At 53.4% G+C, this 19670-nt stretch carries 14 protein-coding genes; 9 read left to right on the top strand and 5 right to left on the bottom strand.

From position 1 onward, the window contains the following. Positions 1-21 precede the first annotated feature (21 nt). Entirely contained in the window at positions 22-1455 is a 1434-nt protein-coding gene (locus SD69_RS12120) for a M48 family metalloprotease (protein ID WP_041523429.1), read from the bottom strand. A gap of 206 nt (positions 1456-1661) precedes the next feature. On the opposite strand from SD69_RS12120, the gene SD69_RS12115 reads away from it, so the two are divergent. The 7 genes from SD69_RS12115 to SD69_RS12085 all read left to right on the top strand — a co-directional run bounded on the left by SD69_RS12115 (position 1662) and on the right by SD69_RS12085 (position 14247). Further along, positions 1662-1925 carry a sulfurtransferase TusA family protein gene (locus SD69_RS12115; protein ID WP_052481117.1) on the top strand — a complete coding sequence of 88 codons (264 nt, stop codon included), beginning with the start codon at positions 1662-1664 and terminating at the stop codon, positions 1923-1925. Positions 1926-1950: 25 nt separating this feature from the next. After that, complete coding sequence (locus SD69_RS12110; RefSeq protein WP_052481116.1) at positions 1951-3048, top strand: AI-2E family transporter; 1098 nt, start codon at positions 1951-1953, stop codon at positions 3046-3048. Continuing rightward, the gene (locus SD69_RS12105; protein WP_041523427.1) at positions 3048-5975 is read left to right on the top strand and encodes an insulinase family protein; all 2928 of its coding nucleotides are present in this window, start codon (positions 3048-3050) and stop codon (positions 5973-5975) included. Before SD69_RS12110 ends, SD69_RS12105 begins: the two co-directional genes overlap by 1 nt. A 304-nt stretch (positions 5976-6279) precedes the next feature. Further along, positions 6280-8931, top strand: coding sequence for a pyruvate dehydrogenase (acetyl-transferring), homodimeric type (gene aceE / locus SD69_RS12100; protein WP_041523426.1), 2652 nt, complete (start codon positions 6280-6282; stop codon positions 8929-8931). A 107-nt stretch (positions 8932-9038) separates the two neighbouring features. Beyond that, positions 9039-10943 carry a pyruvate dehydrogenase complex dihydrolipoyllysine-residue acetyltransferase gene (gene aceF, locus SD69_RS12095; RefSeq protein ID WP_041523425.1) on the top strand — a complete coding sequence of 635 codons (1905 nt, stop codon included), beginning with the start codon at positions 9039-9041 and terminating at the stop codon, positions 10941-10943. A 420-nt stretch (positions 10944-11363) separates the two neighbouring features. Further along, on the top strand, positions 11364-12668 hold the full coding sequence (locus SD69_RS12090) for an FG-GAP repeat domain-containing protein (protein ID WP_041523424.1): 1305 nt from the start codon (positions 11364-11366) through the stop codon (positions 12666-12668). Positions 12669-13023: 355 nt separating this feature from the next. Further along, complete coding sequence (locus SD69_RS12085) at positions 13024-14247, top strand: sugar efflux transporter (RefSeq protein ID WP_232301188.1); 1224 nt, start codon at positions 13024-13026, stop codon at positions 14245-14247. Positions 14248-14256: 9 nt separating this feature from the next. On the opposite strand, the gene SD69_RS12080 is transcribed toward SD69_RS12085, so the two are convergent. From SD69_RS12080 to SD69_RS12070, 3 genes are read right to left on the bottom strand one after another with little or no spacing between them, the layout of a single operon-like run. Beyond that, the gene (locus tag SD69_RS12080) at positions 14257-14712 is read right to left on the bottom strand and encodes a hypothetical protein (RefSeq protein WP_041523423.1); all 456 of its coding nucleotides are present in this window, start codon (positions 14710-14712) and stop codon (positions 14257-14259) included. Positions 14713-14723: 11 nt separating this feature from the next. Further along, positions 14724-15164, bottom strand: a complete 441-nt coding sequence (locus SD69_RS12075) for a DNA polymerase III subunit chi (protein ID WP_041523422.1) — start codon at positions 15162-15164, stop codon at positions 14724-14726. A gap of 5 nt (positions 15165-15169) precedes the next feature. Next, positions 15170-16654, bottom strand: a complete 1485-nt coding sequence (locus SD69_RS12070; RefSeq protein WP_041523421.1) for a leucyl aminopeptidase — start codon at positions 16652-16654, stop codon at positions 15170-15172. A gap of 309 nt (positions 16655-16963) precedes the next feature. On the opposite strand from SD69_RS12070, the gene lptF reads away from it, so the two are divergent. After that, positions 16964-18055, top strand: a complete 1092-nt coding sequence (gene lptF, locus SD69_RS12065) for an LPS export ABC transporter permease LptF (protein WP_041523420.1) — start codon at positions 16964-16966, stop codon at positions 18053-18055. Further along, on the top strand, positions 18042-19100 hold the full coding sequence (gene lptG / locus SD69_RS12060; protein WP_041523419.1) for an LPS export ABC transporter permease LptG: 1059 nt from the start codon (positions 18042-18044) through the stop codon (positions 19098-19100). The genes lptF and lptG overlap by 14 nt, the downstream gene beginning before the upstream one ends. Before the next feature lie 46 nt (positions 19101-19146). Here lptG and SD69_RS12055 read toward each other — a convergent pair whose 3' ends face one another. Then, complete coding sequence (locus tag SD69_RS12055; protein WP_041523418.1) at positions 19147-19638, bottom strand: RDD family protein; 492 nt, start codon at positions 19636-19638, stop codon at positions 19147-19149. Between the last annotated feature and the right edge of the window lie 32 nt (positions 19639-19670).

Raw genomic sequence — 19670 nt, 5'->3', positions numbered from 1 at the left:
TTAAGTCGTGTGTTGTCCGAGTTAAAAATCCAGCTCCGATAACAAGCGCTCTACGTAGCGCAGTCGCTCCTGCAAAATGGCGGATCGATGACGGTCGTTTTTCGCAAGCTTTAGCGCGTTTCGCAGCTGCACCATCGCGCGATCGTAAATACCTACCTGAATAAAATACTCGGCCCGCGCTTCGTGCACGCCCAGCACGTCGCCGGCCAAGCCATTCACCTCGGCCAGCAGGTACCACATATAAGGGTCTTCGGATTCTTTACGCACATACTGCGATAAAAAATCTGCGCCACTTTGGTAGCGGCCCGAGTTCATTAGTGCCTCGGCGTAACGCACGTTAAAGGGGTAATAGTTGGGTAGTCGGCGCAGGCCATTGCGCAATTTATCCAGTGCCGCGTCGTAATCTTTAGCGGCCAAGTCGACGTCAATGTCCATCACTTGATACACCAGCCTGTTTGGGTCTTTTTTAAGTAGCGGTGCCAGCGCTTTGGCCGCTTCTGTGGCGTTACCGGTTCGGCTGTAGGCTAGCGCCAAGCCGTAGCGGCTGGCATCGGGAGTCGTGTTGTTGCCGTCCAGCTGCGACTGAAATATACCAATGGCCTGCTGAGCCGTTTCAGCCTGCAGTACTCTTATCCGGGCACGCATTAGCTGAAAATCCAGAGAGTCCTGCTTCATGCGGTCACGCGGGTAGCGCATGGCCCGTGAGCGGGCATCGGCCACCCGGCTTTCGGTAACCGGGTGAGTCAGTAAGAAGTCGGGTGGCCGGCGGGAGTAGCGCGACGCGCGCAACATTTGCTCGAACATTTCGGGGGCCGCGTGCGGGTCGTAGCCTGCATCAATCAAGGTATCGATACCCAGTCGATCGGCCTCTTGTTCATTTTGCCGGCTAAAGCGCAGTTGGGCATCGGCGGCCGCTGCCTGAGTCGCTGCCATAGCCGCCATGCCCCCGTCACTGCCACTGGCGGCCAGCACCAGACTTGCCAACAGGGCGGTATAAAACGGGATGGTCATGTTGCGCTGCTGCTCTAGTCGGCGGGCGTAGTGGCGCTGGCTTAAGTGGGCTAGCTCGTGAGTGAGCACAGAGGCCAACTGCGCCTCGTTTTGCGAGTAGGTAAATAGGCCGGTATGCACGCCAATGACGTTACCGGGTGCGGCAAAGGCGTTCATGGTCGAGTTTTCGACCACAATTAGCTCAAAATTGCGGTTGTTGAGCTGGCTGTATTGCGCCAGCTGCCCAATAAGATCGCGCAGGTAGCTAATCAATAGCGGGTCGTCGGAGGTGGGCACCTGGGCGCGATAGCTGCGCATAAAGAGCTGGCCGAGCCGCTTTTCCTCTTGGTAGGAAACAATCCCCGAGGAGGTGTCACCAAAATCCGGTAGGTTCAGCTCGTCGGTACGCCCGGTATAGGGCAGGGCCAGTAGCAGCGATAGCACGAGTGATAATGCTTTATTCACAGTGACTCAGTCTCTTCGGGCACACAAAGCCGCAGCCTTGCGCGGCGTTTAGTCGATTTATCTGGGGCATAGTATCATTAATGGCGGGCCGCGCCTGCAAGCGTAATCCTTAATGTGCTACTTGTGCGCACGGGCAATGTTAACTAGCATGTCGGGTCACCTCCGGCGATGCCGCTGGCGGGGCAGATGTGAGCTTGATAGCTGGTATGACAAAGATTGATTCGAGCAGTTCCCCCTCCACTAGAGTATTGGTAGATGCCCGCGAGTTGCGCTGTCCCATGCCTCTTTTGCGGGCCAAGCAAGCCATGCGAGATTTGGCCGTAGGGGCGTGTATTGAGGTGCGTGCTACCGATGCCGGCTCCGTCAGAGATTTTCATGCCTATGTAACGCTTGCCAACCATCGCATGCTTGAGTTTAGTGATCGCGATAACGAATACCTCTACGTGATTGAAAAAGGAGGTGCGGTGTAATGCTCATTCGGAGAGTTAAACAACCATGCTGAAAATAGTACGCAGTTGGATCGACCGCTATTTCTCAGACGAAGAGGCGGTTTTGCTGGTGGTGATTATTGCCGTCAGCCTGGTGGTGATCCTGACTATGGGGGCCGTGTTAGCCCCCATGATCGCCAGTATAATTATTGCGTTTTTAATGCAGGGGTTGGTCGTCCGCTTGCGCGAGTGGGGCGCGCCACACTGGCTCGCGGTCAGCATTACCTTCGTCTTGTTGTTATTGATGCTCGCCTCGGTGCTGCTGGTTTTATTGCCGGTGCTTTGGCAGCAGTCGGCACGGCTGTTCGGCGAGGTGCCCAGGATGCTTGGGGAGTGGCAAAGTGTATTGCTGTTACTGCCGGAAAATTATCCCAATCTGGTTTCGCCGGCTCAGGTAGAAGATTTGATTGCCTCGATTACCGCCGAGTTTGGTCGCATGGGGCAGAATGTACTGACGTTTTCGGTGAGTAGCTTGCCGATTTTGATGACGGTGCTGGTGTACTTTGTACTGGTGCCCATTCTGGTGTTCTTTTTTCTCAAAGACAGTTCGCTCATTGCCGATTGGATTGCCAGCTTTTTGCCCAGAAAACGCCCGGTAATGACCAAGATCTGGGGGGAGATGAACCAGCAAATTGCCAATTATGTGCGCGGCAAAACCATAGAAATTTTAATTGTTGGCACCGTTTCGTACATCGCCTTTGCTCTGCTCGGTTTGAATTACGCCGCCCTCATGGGGATTGCCGTAGGTCTATCGGTGGTTATTCCCTACATTGGCGCGGCGGTGGTGACGATCCCGGTGGCAATGATTGGTTATTTTCAATGGGGTTGGGGTTCTGAGTTTTTCTATTTGATGTTGATCTACACCATTATTCAGGGCGTGGACGGCAATATTCTTGTGCCTTTGCTGTTTTCTGAAGCGGTAAATCTACACCCGGTGGCCATTATTATGGCGGTACTGGTATTTGGCGGCATGTGGGGCTTTTGGGGGGTGTTTTTCGCGATTCCATTGGCGACGCTCGTGAAAGCCATTTTGTACGCCTGGCCGATGGGCATCGCCGTCGAGTCAGAGGTCAAACCCGCCGCCGATACCTCGGAGCCGCAGTAATGCCCGGGGTGTGCAACCGATTCAAGGGGGCGTTGACCTCGCTCGCGTTGTTGCTAACGTTTCTGGCAGCGCCTTTGTGGGCAGAGACCTCGAATCAGGGCTTTCGGGTCGACGAGGTCATCAAAAGCCCCGAAGATGTGCGCGAGTATCGCGCGCTGGCGTACGATAACGGTGTGCAGGTGTTGTTGGTGAGTGACCCTGCTGCCATTGAAGCCGAATGGACGCTAAGTGTTTTAGCTGGGGGCAATCAGGACCCTGCAGCATTACCCGGTCTCAACCGCTTACTGACTTTGGTCTTGTCTGGCGACTCGCCCATTGTAGCCACAATCTATCCGGAGCACGCTGAATACCATATGCGCACAGCCGGGACTGAATGGTCTAGCGCCTTGTCAGGGTTTGTGCGTCAGGTGGTGGGCCGGGCAGAGTTCTCGGTAGAGGCCATCGAGCAAGCACAGCATGTATTGGCGAACAAAATGCGCACCGGCCTTGGGGCCACCCTTACTGACCGTCGTGATGATGTGTACAGCGCGCTGTTTAACGCCGAGCACCCTATGGCCCGGCGTCAGGGCGGCTCAGCCAGTATTGCACCTTTGCCAGCGGTTGCCCCTGCGCTTAAAAAGAATTACCAGCGTTTTTATACCCCAGAGCGAATCCGTCTAGCGTTGGTTGCCAATATGCCGCTGGCGCAGCAACAGGCACTGGTGAGCAAAGCACTCGAGTCCTTAGGGGCGAGCGCGGCTGATCATGCTCAGGCCACCGAGTACCCCCCGCTGTTTAAGCCTGAAGATCTTCCCCTACAGGTACAGATTCAAGCCGATACCTCAAAGCCTCAGTTACAGCTGTTATTTCCGGTGCCAAACCCCTTGGCACTTTATGCGGACAAGCCATTGGCCGAGGTGTCGCGATTGCTTGCTGATGGGGGCCCAGGCAGTTTGTTGGCGTTGTTGCAGTCGTTAGGGTGGGCCGATGCTATCGACACCGGTATGGGTATGCAGTCGCGTTATGATGGGCTGTATGAGGTGCGGGTAGACCTAACTGAGCTTGGTGTGCGGGCCAGGGATCAGGTGGTGGCGTTGGTGTTTTATATGATCGAGCAAATCCGTGTTAGAGGGCTGCGCTCTTGGCGACATCAGGAGTTGGCGCGGGCCGCAGCACTGGATTTTCGCTACCGCGATGCGACGGCGATACGCGATTCGGCACAATTGGCGCACGCCCTGCATTATTACCGCCCCCGCGATGTGCTCTTTGGCCCCTACCGCTTTAATGATTTTAATGAGCGTTTAGTACGGCGTTATTTGGACTTTTTACGCAGCGATAATGTACTAATTAGTCTAACGTCGGCCGCGCAGGTGACGGGAGAACAGCTTAGCCCCGAGTTGCTGACGCCTTACTCGGTGGCCGCCGCCAGTGAGATGCAGCCGGAAATTAAAGTCACAGTGCGCCGCCAATTGGACTTTCCTGAGCCCAACAACTTTTTACCGACACGCTTGAGCAGCAAAGAGCCGCCGATGTTGCCCAGCTCGCAAAAGGCCGACATCAACGAGTTGGTAGAGTTGTTTAGTAGGCCCCGGTTTCGCGCTTGGTTTAGCCGTGGCCAAGTGACCAGCCCAGTCGCCTCGGTATTGCTGCGCTTAGAGATTCCCGCTGCCGGTGGGCCGGCGACGCATGCGGCGGCCACCGAGCTGATGACCGAGTTAATTCGCCAAGAGCTGAGCGAGAAAGCGTTTGCCGCCCACTTGGCGGGGGTAGATTTTAGTGTTGATTCCCACGCATTGGGGGTGGATATCATCGTCCATGGATACAATACTCAGCTGGGCTTGATGCTCACCCGTATCGGTCAGCTGGTTGATGACGTAGAGCTTGACGAACGCCGCTTCAAACGGGCCAAACGGATCTTAAGTGAACGGTTAAGTCGTGGTCCGAGCACCGTAGAGGGGGTGCTGGGCGAGCAGGTTGCCGCGCTTCACTATCGCCCGGGCCGCACTCGGTCTGAGCGATTAGCGGCGCTCTCAGGTATTACCCTAGAACAGCTTAAAGACTTTAATCATTCCCACTATCGTGTGGCGGCGCTCAATGTGTTGTTTTATGGCAATCTGTATCGTCAGGAGGCCCAGCGTCTTGCGGCGCTGAGTGAGCATTATTTGTTACACGATAAAGCCAAGGCGCCCCCCGCTTCGTTATATGGCCGCTTAAAGGCCGATGCCGGCGCTAATTTTAGCAGTGACAAGCTTGACGGCAGCGCTTTGTACCTACAGGGGCAGGGCGCAACGGCCGCGGATTATGCCGAAGTGATGCTGGCAGCCCAGTTAATGCGTGATTCAGCGGCGAGGGCGCGAGAGTCAGCTTTTGCGGAAGCCGCAGAGCCCGCGTTTGATGTGCCGGTGGTACCCCTGGCTGAGCCTATTGCGGGCACTGAGGCTGCCCCGGAGTCAGAACCATTAGCTGCCGGAGCAGAGGCAGAGCTCGATCAAGGCCAAATCACGGTGTTTGATTGGGTGCTAGCCGGAAGGCCTGCTCTAGTAGTCTACGCCCCGGGGGCCGAGGTCACCCCGCACGCGCTACGAGCATTTGTAGCGGCTGAGCTTGCCCATAGCAGAGCGAATACCAACCTGGAGGTCGCCAAAACCGTTGTTAAGCAGCGCCTGGCGAGTGATCACAACGCGGGCCGGCGAGAGCAAAGTTTAGCGCTTTGGCGGGAACTACTGGATAGTCGTGTTACTAACGAGGCCGTTACGGCGGCGCTCAACAAAGCGACGGCCGCTGAGTCGCACATGTACCGTGTAGCGTTAGCCAGACAAGTGCCGGGTGCCTTGGTTCTAATGCAACGTGGGGACGGGTCAAATACTAGCAGCGAGGATCAACAGGCACGCTCTGAGTACTGGGGACACCTGCGGTCAACTCCGCTAAAAGGCCCCGTACTGCCCTAAATGCTGCATATTAGGGCGTTTTTTTGCTGGACCTGTTTGAAATTTGTCCTGTCTGAGCAAAATGCATACCGATGTTGGTAGTGTCGTGGCTGTCATGTCGCGGGACTAGCAAAAATCCCGTAAATATGTAAAAATTCGCGCATTTTTTGGGCCCCAGTATTGGGGTAATCGCCACGTTTAACCCTAATATAGCGACAACGTAATGGGGCGAGGCCACTGGTAGCTATCCTGCCAGGTACGGTCTGCGTTGGTGTTAACGCTGTGTCCAAATGTGCTCAAAAGGCGCATGACTGAGGAGAATTAGATGATAGAAGATATTGATGCTCTGGAAACCCGGGAGTGGCGTGAAGCCCTCGATTCTGTAGTTCGTCACGTGGGGAAAGAGCGTGCCGCATTTCTTCTGAAGAGCTTGTCCGAGTCTGCAGCAGACCACGGCATTGATCAGCCTTCCGCTATCACCACCCCTTACCGCAACACCATTCCTACCTCTAAAGAAATTCAAAGCCCCGGCGATCACTACATCGAGCAAAAAATCCGCTCGATTATTCGCTGGAACGCTATTGCGATGGTGGTGCGCGCCAATAAAAATGATGATGAGTTGGGCGGTCATATCGCTTCATTCTCCTCGGCCGCAACCCTATACGAGGTAGGTTTTAACCACTTCTTCCGTGGTAACGACGGCGATAAGCCGGGCGATTTGGTTTACTTTCAGGGCCACAGCTCGCCGGGCATGTACGCGCGCTCGTTTGTTGAAGGGCGCCTGACAGAAGATCAGCTGGATAACTTCCGCCGTGAAGTTGACGGCAAAGGCTTGTCATCTTACCCACACCCTTGGTTAATGCCCGACTACTGGCAGTTTCCCACTGTTTCTATGGGTCTTGGCCCAATCGGTGCTATCTATCAAGCGCAAGTTATGCGCTATATGGATCAGCGCGAGCTAATCGAGAAAGGCGACCGTAAAATTTGGGCCTTCTTGGGTGACGGGGAGTGTGACGAGCCAGAAAGCTTAGGGGCCATTGCTTTGGCCGGCCGTGAGCAGCTCGACAACCTGATTTTCGTGATCAACTGTAACTTGCAGCGTTTGGATGGCCCGGTACGTGGTAACGGCAAAATCGTACAAGAGCTCGAAGGCGTATTCCGCGGTGCCGGCTGGAACGTGGTTAAAGTCTTGTGGGGCGGCGGCTGGGACGAGCTGCTAGAGAAAGACACCACCGGCTTGCTGCAAAAGCGCATGGACGAAGTGGTTGATGGCGAGATGCAAAACTACAAAGCCAACGGCGGCGCTTACACCCGTGAGCACTTCTTTGGTAAGTACCCTGAGCTGTTAGAGTTGGTTAAAGATATGACCGACGATCAGATCCTGCGCCTGGCGCGCGGCGGTCACGACGCTCACAAAGTGTACAACGCCTACCACAACGCCGTTAACACCAAAGGTCAGCCCACCGTGGTTCTGGCGCAAACGGTTAAAGGTTATGGCATGGGCCCAACCGGTGAAGCGGTTAATAACGCGCACCAGGTTAAAAAGCTCGACATCGATGCACTCAAAACCTTCCGCGATCGTTTTAATATTCCAATCGACGACAAAGATCTGGAGTCGATTCCTTACTATCGTCCAGCCGATGACAGCGCCGAGATGCAATACCTGCAAGAGCGCCGTCGCACATTGGATGGTTATTTACCGTCGCGTAAGTCTGACTTTGAAGCCTTGCCGATTCCGGCCCTGGATGCCTTTAAAGCCCAGCTTAAAGGCACCGGCGAGCGTGAGATCTCGACCACCATGGCGTTTGTGCGCGTGTTGAATACGCTGCTCAAAGACAAGCAGATTGGTAAGCAAGTGGTGCCGATTGTACCGGACGAAGCCCGTACTTTTGGTATGGAGGGCATGTTCCGTCAGGTGGGTATCTACTCGGCCTTTGGCCAGAAGTACACCCCGCAAGACGCCGGCCAGATCATGTACTACAAAGAGGACGAGAAAGGCCAGATCCTCGAAGAGGGTATCAACGAAGCGGGCGCCATGGCGGCCTGGGTTGCGGCCGCGACCTCGTACAGCAACCACGCGCAACCGTTGCTGCCGTTCTATATTTACTACTCAATGTTCGGCTTCCAGCGCATTGGCGATTTAGCCTGGTTGGCGGGCGATGCGCAGGCGCGCGGCTTTTTGCTGGGTGGTACAGCAGGGCGCACGACCCTTAACGGTGAAGGCTTGCAGCACCAAGATGGTCACAGCCACATTTTGGCTAACACTATTCCTAACTGTCGCAGCTACGACCCAACCTTCTCCTACGAAGTAGCGGTAGTTGTGCAGGATGGCCTGAAGCGCATGTATCAGGACAAAGAAAACTGCTACTACTACATTACCTTGATGAACGAGAACTACGTTCACCCCGACATGCCAGAAGGCGTAGAAGAGGGCATCATCAAAGGTATTTATCAGCTTGAAAAAGGCACCAGCAAGAAGAAAAACCGTGTTCAGTTAATGGGCTCGGGCACAATCTTGAACGAAGTGATTGCCGCCGCCGAAATGCTGCGCAACGACTTTAGTGTCGAGGCTGATATCTGGAGTGTGACCAGTGTCAACGAGCTGACCCGTGAAGGTCAGGCGACCGCTCGCTGGAACCTGTTGCACCCGACCGAAACACCGCGTAAAGCCTACGTCACTGAGGTGTTAGAGTCTCAGGAAGGGCCGTTTATCATCGCCACCGATTACATGAAAAACTACGCAGAACAATTGCGTGCGTTTATCCCGGGCGATTATCAAGTGCTGGGTACCGACGGTTTCGGTCGCAGTGACTCACGCCAAAAACTGCGTCACTTCTTCGAGGTAGACAGCCAGTTTATTGTGGTCGCTGCACTGAAGTCTTTGGCCGATCAAGGCAAAATCAAAGCCGACGTCGTAGCCAAGGCGATTAAACAGTTTGGTATTGATCCAGATAAAGCCGATCCATTGACCGTATAGTCGCCTACCCGCGACAAGTGGGGCGCTGGTGCGCCCTGCAAGATCAATGGATAACGAAAGTCACAGCCACAAGCTGGGACGGATTAAAAAAGTAGCGAGGAGTTACCGTGGCAATTGAATCGATTAAAGTCCCCGATATTGGCGGCTCGGAAAATGTAGATGTCATTGAAATTTCGGTCGCCGTTGGCGATACCGTTGCAGTCGATGATTCGCTGTTGGTGTTGGAGACCGATAAGGCCTCGATGGAGATACCGAGCACCGTTGCCGGTAAAGTAACGGCAATAAAAGTGAAAGAGGGCGATAAGGTCTCGGAAGGAGACGTTATTGTTGAAGTTGAGGCAGAAGGTGAAGACACCCCTGCAAAAGAAACTGAGGCGCCCGCCAAAAGCGAGCCGGCAGCGGAGCCTGCACCTAAGGCCGCGACGGGTTCGGCTGAGCAAACCATTACCATCCCCGACCTCGGTGGCTCTGATAACGTCGATGTTATTGAGATCTGTGTGGCCGCTGGTGATGAGGTTAGCGAAGGTGACTCGCTGGTTGTGCTGGAAACCGACAAAGCCTCTTTGGAAGTGCCGGCCCCGGCCAGTGGCAAAATCGTTAGCATCGATTTAAAAGAGGGCGATAAAGTATCCCAGGGTGACAAGCTAGGCGTCATGACCGGTGGCGCTGCAGAGGAGTCGGCGCCAGCGCCGGCTGAGTCTGATTCGGCGTCAGAACCTGCGCCTGCCGCGGGTGGTACTTCCGTCGAAACCGTGCCTGTACCAGATATCGGCGGCTCCGAAGGCGCGGCGGTTATCGAGATTTCTATAAGTGCCGGGGACGAAATCGGTGAAGGCGATACGCTGATCGTACTGGAAACCGATAAAGCGTCTATGGAAATTCCAGCGCCAAGCGCCGGTAAAGTGACCAAGGTACTGGTTAAAGATGGCGATAAACTGTCTCAGGGCGATGCCATTTGCGAGATGGAAGTTGAGTCGGCCGCACCGGCTGCTCCTAAAGCCGAGTCTGCCGCACCGCAAACCAGCGCTGCAGCACCAAGCGCGGCTAAAACCTCTGCCGGTTCACCGGTAACCGCCGACAACGTCGAGGTGGTGAACTCATCTGAGGTATACGCCGGCCCTGCGGTGCGCAAGTTAGCCCGTCAGCTAGGCGTTGATCTGAAAAAAGTAAAAGGCAGCGGGCCGCGTGGCCGTGTGACAAAAGACGATACCCGTGATTATGTGAAAAACATTGTTACTGCGAGCCAGTCGGGTAAAGCCCCGGCCGGTGGCGGCTCGGGTATTCCGGCTATCCCTGCGGTTGATTTTGCCAAGTTTGGTGAGATCGAAACCGTGAAGATGAGCAAGGTGAAGAAGCTTACCGCTGACAACATGGTGCGTAACTGGCTTAACATTCCGCACGTTACTCAGTGGGATGACGCCGACATCACCGAGCTTGAAGCCTTCCGCAAAGGGCTTAAAGCAGAGGCCGAAAAGCGTGGCAGTAAGTTAACGCCACTGCCATTTTTGCTGAAAGCCTGTGCGGCCGCCCTGGTGGCTGAGCCAAGCTTTAACGTCTCGATGCATCACGACGGCGAGCATATCGTGCAGAAGAAATACGTGCACATTGGTGTTGCTGTTGATACGCCAAACGGTTTGATGGTGCCGGTGATTCGCGATGTCGACAAAAAAGGCCTGTGGGAACTGGCCGACGACTTTAGCGCAATTGTTAAAAAAGCGCGCGATGGCAAGCTAACCGCGGCCGATATGCAGGGCGGTTGTTTTACCATTTCAAGCTTGGGCGCCATGGGTGGCAATGGCTTTACACCCATCGTCAACGCCCCTGAGGTGGCCATTTTGGGGGTCTCTAAGGCGCAAATGAAACCTGTTTGGAACGGTAGTGAGTTTATCCCACGCAACATGTTGCCGCTGGCTCTGTCTTACGATCACCGCGCTATTAACGGTGCCGATGCCGGGCGCTTCTTTACTTATTTAACCGCGGTAATCGCCGACGTACGTCGTTTGTTGCTTTAACAGGGTTTAAGTCAGCTCAAGAAAACCCCAGCGTGAGTGATCACGCTGGGGTTTTTTACTTTTAGAGGTCGCCTTCTTATGTTCTTGGACACTCTTATAGTTTGAAGCTCATGGCTTCGATGATGTTTTACCGTTTGATATTGGGCATGCGCGTAAGAATGGAATCAAAGGGTTTGATCGAAAGCTCAACGAGCTTGGAGGCCTTGTGGGGATCTGATGTGCTAAGGATTACAATGTAATAACGTGTAATGTCGATATTCGCTTGCGTCAGCTAAGGTTTAGTTCGTTGCAGACTTTTCACAACAGGCTTGGCGTAAAGTTTGGTGCAACCTAAACAGGGAGGTTGGACCGCGAGGCTCTCTCCTTATGGTGAGTCATGTTTGGATGCGTGACTTTTGACTCGATGTGGGGCTATTAATTATGAAGACGATATTTAATATTAAGCACACTTGCGTGATGGCGATTTTATGCCTTGTGCCCTTTGCGTATGTTTCGCAATCGCACGCCCAATCTAGCAGTGTTAGCTTTAGCGATGTTGATAAAAATGGTGAAAATACGGATGTAAACTCAGTTGGTGCCGGGCGCTTCCGTCAGGGTAATGTAGATGATCTTATTTATATTGATGAAGACGAACGCCTGCAGATGCGCCAGAGTACCGGAAGCGCCAGGTCCTGGCAGTCGTCATATCAAATTAGTGATCAATATAGTTATAAAAAGGTTTGGGTTGTTGATGTAAATAATGATGGGTTCGACGACTTGGTGTCGGTGAATAACGGCAATCAAGTTTATGTGTTGATGGCTTCAAAAAACCAATGGTTCTTTAACGGTCCGGCCGTTTATACGTTTGGTCTGAGCGAAGGTGCCAAAGGATCTTCGTCGTCGACTGTGATTAATGATATGGATTTTGGGGATTTTAATGGTGATGGCAGTGTCGATATCGCTGTGCTCGCCACGGTTTCCTCGTCGAGCGTGGGAGGTTCGGGAGGGGAGGGGCCGGCTAATGTCACGTATTATAATCAAGGCTATTATAGTATTGCGTTAAATAATGGGGCGGGCGGTTTTAGTGCTCCAGGTATGAAGCAAACCGGCTCTTTGTCTCAGGGAACAAATGCCTTTATTTTTACGGCGTTTTTCTCAGGTAGAGTTACGGCTGGCGATTTTAACGGTGACAGTAAAATGGATGCGGCGTTTTGCTATCATACCAACAGTAGTTTTTCTGTTCCATATTCGTATATTTTCCCAGGGGTTGGGGACGGTTCTCTCGATTTTAATGCTGCAGTTAGCTCAGGACACAGAGGCTGCCAGGATGTGACTGCTGTTTTACCTAATGGCCCGTTTGAAAATGTAATAACTTCCACCAAGCAAGCGACTTTTATCTTTGTTGATAACAGTGATTCTTACGCTCAGGTTTACGATGGTCAGTGGAATCTTAAATCGGAAACCAAAATGGAAAATACTCCACGAGGACCGGTTGGCCCTTTTACGGACTTTAATTTTGATGGCTCAGCCGATATGGTTTTTACAAACGGTAAAAGCTCATTAGTGATGGTAGGCTGGAATTGGGCTGATACGAGCGATCGAAAAATTACCAACAAAACCTCTATGATTCTCGGGACTGACATTCAGACCAGTGATGTGGGGGATTTTGACGGTGATGGCAAGCCCGATGTTATTGGTGGGTATGATGAAGACATCAATGTCTATTACAATAATACTGCAGAATAAGTTTTAGCTGAGTTGAGCAGAGCTCGCTAAGACGGCTGGTGCCTGCAGGCCAGCCGAGCCGCAGCTTTGCTCAGTAGAATCTTGCTCATTTTCAAGTCCTTTGAATGTTTATTGAATAGATGTGAGGCAAGCACGCTGGGCTCAAATTCAGGGCTGCGGGCTGTGTTATAGGTCGCTTACCTCGTGTACTTTACGCTTCTTACTCAACCGTTGCGTCGTTCTGATGTAAACTTAGCCAAAGACTATTGATGCCCCAGCCTGAGCTTGCTCGCGCTGGGGTTTTTCGTTGGGTAGCATAGTTGGGGCATACTCTGCTGGTTTAAACCCTATCGCCTGATAACGATCAGAGGTGTGAGTGAGCATTACTTTGAACAACTCAGTGCTGTTTAAGCCGGTGGCACTGGGTATCTACTTTTTAACCTTTGCGCTGGGAGTGGTGGGCGCGTTATTGCTGCCTACGATGAGCATTTTCTTTGCCGATGAGGTGGGGGTTAGCCCCTTCTGGGTGGGCATTCCCTATGCCGGTATCGCTACAGGAAGTATCGTTTACAATCAGGTGATTGGTGCCTGGTCTGACTCTCTTAAAGATCGCAGACTGCTGGTGGTGGCTTTGTGCATCGTTGGCGTTGTGGCTTGCGCCGTGTTTGCATTCTCACGGCACTATTGGCTGACGTGCTTGTCGGCGGTATTTTTACTGAGCTTGGCAATGGTGGCTTTCTCACAAATCCTAGCCTACAGCTTAGAGTACGCCGAAACCTGTTTGCCATTAGAGCGCATTGCGTTATTCAACGCCGTGGTCCGGGCGCAGATTGCGTTTGCCTGGGTGGCGGGTCCGCCAGCGGGTTTTTTAATTGCCAGTCATTGGGGGTTTACCAGCCTTTACACAGTTGCGGGGGTGCTATTTTTGGCGGTTGGCCTTATTAGCCCCAGGTTATTGCCCGCACTTAAAGTGCCGGATCATCATGAGAAATCACAACCACAAAAGACTGGTTTATGGCAGGAGCTGGATAGCGCCGCACGCTGGTCTCTTGGTTTGTGTGTCTTGGCCTTCTCAGTGATGTGGTGCGTTAATAATGCTTACCTGATTAGCTTGCCTTTGCATTTAACCCGCAATCTGGATATTTCGGCGAGTTGGGTCGGTTGGATTATGGGGGCGGCCGCGGGCTTAGAGGTGCCGGTAATGTTGCTAGCAGGTCTCATGGCGGCACGTATGAATCCGCTTACCCTTGTGCGGGCCAGTGCCTTGTTCGGCTTGCTGTTGTACGCCGGGGTATTCTGGGCGACACAGCTGTGGCAGCTGTTTGCGCTGCAATTGGCCAATGCGGTCTTTGTGGGTATTTTGGCAGGTCTCGGGGTATCCGTGGTACAGCAGATGTTGCCTGGTCGCGCCGGTAGCGCATCGGCGCTTTACACCAATACCACCCATGTCGGTACGTTACTCAGTAGTGTGTTAATCAGTGGGGTGGCGGAGGCCTATGGCTATCTCAGTGTGTTTTTGGCCAACATGGTGCTTGTGGTATTGGCGGGCGGGCTGTTTATGCTGGTGCGTCCAGGTAAGGGCGTTAGCGAATTTGAGTAACCTTTGCGGTTAGTCCTCCGGGCTCTTCAGGGCGTGCAACTCGCTGTCTGTTAATGCAGACAACTTGGTGCGCAAAGTCGCCTTGAGTTGTGGCAGCAAATCAATAATAACTTCATCGATGAGTTGCTGGCGCTCGGTGTACTTTAGATTGTTGGCCTCTGTCGCAAAGTCGCCCGCGCGGTTGCCGCGCAGGCGCGAGCGTATATGCTGTGGTAAAAATGGGTTTTCGCCGCGCGCTGCTGCTGGGCCGGGTTTGGCGGTCGTACTTGTGTGAGCCGGCGCATCACCCAGATCGAGCTCGTAATTTTCTTCGCGTTGGCCGACAGCGCTTGTCTGCTCGTCCCGGTGCTCTATCTGCTCGATGACTTCCTGTAACAGGGGGATCTCGTCGTGATCGAGCAGGCCCTGAATAGACTCCAGCTCATTTAATAGTTCACTGCGGGTTTTCTCGCGCTCATCGCTCATTGTGTCGACTCTTATAGGTTGTGCGCTCGCCCAAGTTTGTGATGACGAATCAGGTAGCCGCGCTCCCCTAAAAAACTCCAGTGTTGCCGGGTGTGGCTGAGTACCGCCTCAGTTTGAATGACGACCTCGGCCATTCGGGTAAAACGGCTGAAATACCCGGGCAATTGTGGGCACAAGTTAATCAGTACATCGTGATGGTTGCCGCACTCGCCCTGACAGTCAAGCACAATGGGCTCGCCATTATCGATGGCATCGCTCAGGCGCCAGGGCAGGTAACTTTCTGGACGCTCGCTGTTAAGCCGCTGTGCGATAGACACTTGCTGCGCGTCGTCTTCGGCGGCTATAACGACCTTGCGGCCGCTGTTGATGGCCTTTTCACATAAGCGGCTGGCAAAGGCCAGCCGCTTATCGTGATCGTCGCTACTGAGGATGTAAAAATCCACTTCGGTCATGGTGGTTATTTACTGTTCAAAATGTGTTGTACCAACAGTGGCACTGGTCGTCCGGTGGCACCCTTGGCGCCGCCTGATTTCCACGCGGTGCCGGCGATGTCCAGGTGGGCCCAACGCATGCCTTTGGTGAAGCGCGATAAAAAGCAGGCGGCCGTTACACTGCCGGCCTCGCGGCCACCGATGTTGGCGATATCGGCGAAGTTGCTATCGAGCTGTTTTTGATACTCATCCCACAGAGGCATTTGCCAAGCGCGGTCGCCGGCTTCTATGCCCGCCGCCAGCAACTGATCGGCAAACTGTTGGTCGTTACTGTAAAGGCCGTGCGCATGGCTGCCAAGTGCGATTACGCAGGCGCCCGTGAGGGTGGCAATATCGACAATGCTATTGGGTTTAAACCGCTGTGCGTAGGTGAGGGCGTCGCACAAGACCAAACGGCCTTCGGCATCGGTATTGAGTACTTCAATGGTTTGCCCCGACATAGAGGTCACAATGTCACCAGGTTTAGTGGCGCCGCCGGAGGGCATGTTCTCTGCCGCGGCGACAATGGCCACCACATTAATTTTGGGCTGCAGCGCGAGCAGGGTTTTCATGGTGCCAAACACACTGGCGGCACCACACATATCAAATTTCATCTCATCCATGCCTGCGCCGGGCTTTAGGCTGATACCGCCGGTATCAAAGGTAATACCTTTACCCACCAATACTTCTGGTGCTTTGGTTTTAGCCGCGCCGCGGTACTCCATAACGATAAGCTTAGCGGGCTCGTCGCTACCGGCAGATACGGAAAGTAAAGAGCCCATTCCCTCGGCTTGCATCTGTTTTTCATTCAGCACACTGACGCTTAATTTAGGTTGACCGCGCCCCAATGCGCGCGCCTGACTGGCCAGATAGCTTGGCGTGCAAACGTTGCCGGGCAGGTTGCCCAGTTCACGAGCATAGTTCATGCCGTCGCCGGTTGCCTGACCCTGAACCAGTGCTGCTTTTATGGCGGCGCTGGTACCATCGGCATTAACGACAATTTTATTGATGTTCAGCTTGGGAGCTTTTTGGCTTTTCAGTTGGTCAAATTGCCACAGCTCGGTGGTCAGTGTTTGCGCAATATGGCTGGCGAGCCAGCTGCTTGGTTTGCCGCTGACGGCGACGCCGGTAACGTCGATACTCAGGCTTTTATAGCTGGCGCTTTTGGCAACGTTTTGGATGGCGTTAAGTGCGGCACTTATTACCTCTGGGGGCACCCCCGATTTGTCGGCTTTACCAAGCCCTACCAGTAACAAGCGTTCGGCGGTTTGGCCAACATTGTGGTGTAGCATTAGGCTGCTGCCCTTGGCGCCGGTAAACTTCTCTCGGGTGAGCAGGCTTTTTAGCTGGCCTTTGCCGGCTTGGTCAATTAGGTGGGCGGCGGGTGTTAAGGTAGTGTCGGAGAATACGCCGACCACAAGAAGTGGGCTGCGGTGGCTGTCGGCACCAAATGACTTTGCTTGAAACTGCATGTGTGACCCCTAGTTGATTTTAAGTTGCGAGCGGTTAAGCGATCGCAGATATTCAGTTACACTCACCATGGGCGCGAGCTAAGCCTAAGCGGTTAGCAATCAGCGGCGGCCTAGGCGATTGGCTTACCCGTATGTCGAGACAAATGCTCTCGGTTACGGGATAATGCCACCAAGTTTCACCTAGTTTACGTCATCAAGGGGTAAGGGGCCAAAATCTTTGGCGTTACAAGCCTCTGGGTGACCGGTTGGATGATGATTAACTGGGTATAGGCCTTTTAGTGGCCCACATAGAGTAAGGGTGGTTGTATTTTGATCGTATATCGCTATTTGTCACGCGAGGTGCTGGTGACAATGTTGGCTGTTAGCACAACCTTGCTGCTGATTATTATGAGCGGCCGCTTTGTAAAGTATCTCGCCGATGCGGCTTCCGGCAAGATTGCGGTGGATGTTCTGTTTACCATTATGGCGTATCGTCTGCCGGGCTTCTTAGAGTTGATTGTTCCTCTGGGCTTTTTTATCGCTATTTTGCTGGCCTATGGCCGTTTGTATATGGACAGCGAAATGGTGGTGTTAAGCGCTTGCGGGATGAGCCAGAAAAAATTGTTACTGATTACCTCGATACCTGCGGTTATTGTGGCACTGATTGTGGGTGCCATGAGCTTGTGGGTTAGCCCGTGGGGCGCGGCTCAAACTGAAAAATTATTTGCCGAGCAGCGCGCGCGAAGTGAGTTTACCACCTTGCGCTCCGGCCATTTTCAGCCCTTTAATGGCGGTAAAGTAGTGACCTACGTCGAGTCGGTCAGTGAGAATCGCACCCAACTAAACAAGTTGTTCTTAACTCAGGTGGGTACACCAACTTCTGTTGCTATTGCCGAAGTAGGCAAGCAACGCCACAACAATGAGTACGATCAGCGATACCTGGAGCTGCACAACGGTATTCGGTATCAGGGGCGCCCCGGCTCGGCTGATTACCAAATTACAGAGTTTGAGCAACTGGCCCAGCACATACCTGAGCCCGAGGTGTCATCGGCTTACAACATAGAGGCGGATGCCCGGCCTACCGCACAGCTCTTACAAGACAACAGTGCCGCCGCACGGGCGACCTTGCAGTGGCGGTTATCCATGCCTTTACTGGTGCTGGTGGTGGCTTTTATGTCTGTGCCACTTAGTCGTACCAACCCCCGTCAGGGGCGCTATTTAAAAATGTTGCCGGCCATTGTGTTGTATTTGTTTTATCTCGCTGCGCTCACGTCGGTGCGCTCCGAAATCGAAGCCGGTAAATTTCCGGTATTGCCAGGGCTTTGGGCTGTACATGGCATTTTTATGGTAATCGCCTGGGTGATGTTTGTAGGCCCTGGAAATATTTTTGCTCGGCGGGGAGGCAAGCGTGCCCAAGCTTAATCGTTATGTAGCCCGATCGGTGGTCACTGCCGTGGCCATGGTGCTGTTGTTGGTGTTGGGCCTGGATTTTATCGGTAAATTGGTAGAGCAGCTCGACAGCTTGCACAAAAATTATACGTTTACTGAGGCGTTAATTTATATCCTCTGGGGGCTGCCCCGCAGTGCCTACGATTACTTACCCTACGCGGTGTTGGTAGGCTGCCTGATTGGCCTGGGTAATTTAGCCGGCTCCAGCGAGCTAGTGGTTATGCGCGCTGCGGGGGTATCCGTCGGTCGTATCGTCTGGATGGTGCTAAAACCTGTTTTACTGTTTATTTTGATGGGCATTGCTCTCGGTGAGTATGTGATTCCCTATGCCGATCAGGTGGCTGAAAGCCGCCGTGCGATTGCGCTAGGCTACAGCGACGAAGGCCAAACCCGGCGCGGTGTATGGCACCGTGAGGCGAATGAATTTATTCAGTTTAATGTGATTCAGCCCGGTGGTAATTTGCGTGGTGTAAGTCGTTATCGCTTTGTCGATGGCAAGTTAGAAGAGGCAAGTTTTACGCAAAATGTCGAGTACCGCGACGGTGTGTGGCATGAGAACACCGTGTTGATTACAGACTTTACCCAAGAGCAGATCGTGACCAACCGGTTGCCCGAGCGGGAGTGGCGCACTGAGCTTACCCCAGAGTTGCTGGATATTGTAGCGGTGCCGCCCGAGGCTCAGTCGATAGGCAACCTACACAACTATGTTGGTTATCTGCAGGAGCAGAACCTGCAAAGTAGTGAGTACACCTTGGCATTTTGGCAAAAGTTACTGCAGCCGCTGGCTACCGCGAGCCTGGTACTGATTGCGATTTCGTTTGTCTTTGGCCCGCTGCGTGAAGTGACCATGGGGCAACGAATTTTTACCGGTGTGGTGTTCGGTATTGTGTTTCGCTTGGTGCAGAGCCTGCTTGGCCCCTCGAGTATCGTGTTTGGCTTTCCGCCCCTGGTGGCGGTTTTAGTGCCTATTGGTTTGTGCTTACTCTTTGGTGTTGTGCTGTTACGCCGCGCGGCGTAACAGCGGTTTAGTCTTTTGCGGCGCCACTAACGAAGACAGCGGTGGGTTAATGTCCTTTGGGTAGTTGCAATACGCGAGTACCGGAAAGGCGATCGTGAAGCGTGAGTCGCTCCGGATCGAGCCATAGCCAAAAGTAACCCAGGCCAAAACACGCCAGTGATATCCCTCCCAAAAAGCAACGTAGCAAACACTGGGCTACGCTGGGCTTTTTACCATCGGCATTGGTGAGTTTCAGTCGCCAGGCTTTCATGCCTAACGTTTGGCCAAAGCGTTGCCAAAACAACACATAAAACCCGACCCAAATGGCGATCCAGCCAATAAAGCCGACGATGCCCATCTCGGCTTTCTCGCCGGGTGCAAGTGATTCACCCAGCAACAAAGTTTTAACAGCCAGTGCGATAGCGCTGTAGGCAAGGCTGATTGCCATGATTAATAAGCTATCGTAAATCGCGGCGGCAAAGCGTTTAACAAGCCCGGCGCTACTGGCGACAATCGGCGTCGGGGTGGTTTGCTTAGGTGGGGTGGTTGGTTGCGGCATTAAGGGCTCCGAAGGTGCTTCTAGGTGGCACT

The sequence above is a fragment of the Gilvimarinus agarilyticus genome (assembly GCF_000832015.1).
Classification (GTDB): Bacteria; Pseudomonadota; Gammaproteobacteria; order Pseudomonadales; family Cellvibrionaceae; genus Gilvimarinus; species Gilvimarinus agarilyticus.
The sequence above is the reverse complement of the archived record's forward strand: the minus strand, read 5'-3'. Positions and strand labels throughout refer to the sequence as shown.

Bases quoted from the DNA above. Each gene is read 5' to 3' on its own strand.
- SD69_RS12115 (WP_052481117.1), top strand. From the start codon at position 1,662: ATGACAAAGATTGATTCGAGCAGTTCCCCCTCCACTAGAGTATTGGTA.
- aceE (WP_041523426.1), top strand. From the start codon at position 6,280: ATGATAGAAGATATTGATGCTCTGGAAACCCGGGAGTGGCGTGAAGCC.
- SD69_RS12080 (WP_041523423.1), bottom strand. From the start codon at position 14,712: ATGAGCGATGAGCGCGAGAAAACCCGCAGTGAACTATTAAATGAGCTG.
- SD69_RS12055 (WP_041523418.1), bottom strand. From the start codon at position 19,638: ATGCCGCAACCAACCACCCCACCTAAGCAAACCACCCCGACGCCGATT.
- SD69_RS12105 (WP_041523427.1), top strand. From the start codon at position 3,048: ATGCCCGGGGTGTGCAACCGATTCAAGGGGGCGTTGACCTCGCTCGCG.
- SD69_RS12090 (WP_041523424.1), top strand. From the start codon at position 11,364: ATGAAGACGATATTTAATATTAAGCACACTTGCGTGATGGCGATTTTA.
- SD69_RS12110 (WP_052481116.1), top strand. From the start codon at position 1,951: ATGCTGAAAATAGTACGCAGTTGGATCGACCGCTATTTCTCAGACGAA.
- SD69_RS12070 (WP_041523421.1), bottom strand. From the start codon at position 16,654: ATGCAGTTTCAAGCAAAGTCATTTGGTGCCGACAGCCACCGCAGCCCA.
- SD69_RS12075 (WP_041523422.1), bottom strand. From the start codon at position 15,164: ATGACCGAAGTGGATTTTTACATCCTCAGTAGCGACGATCACGATAAG.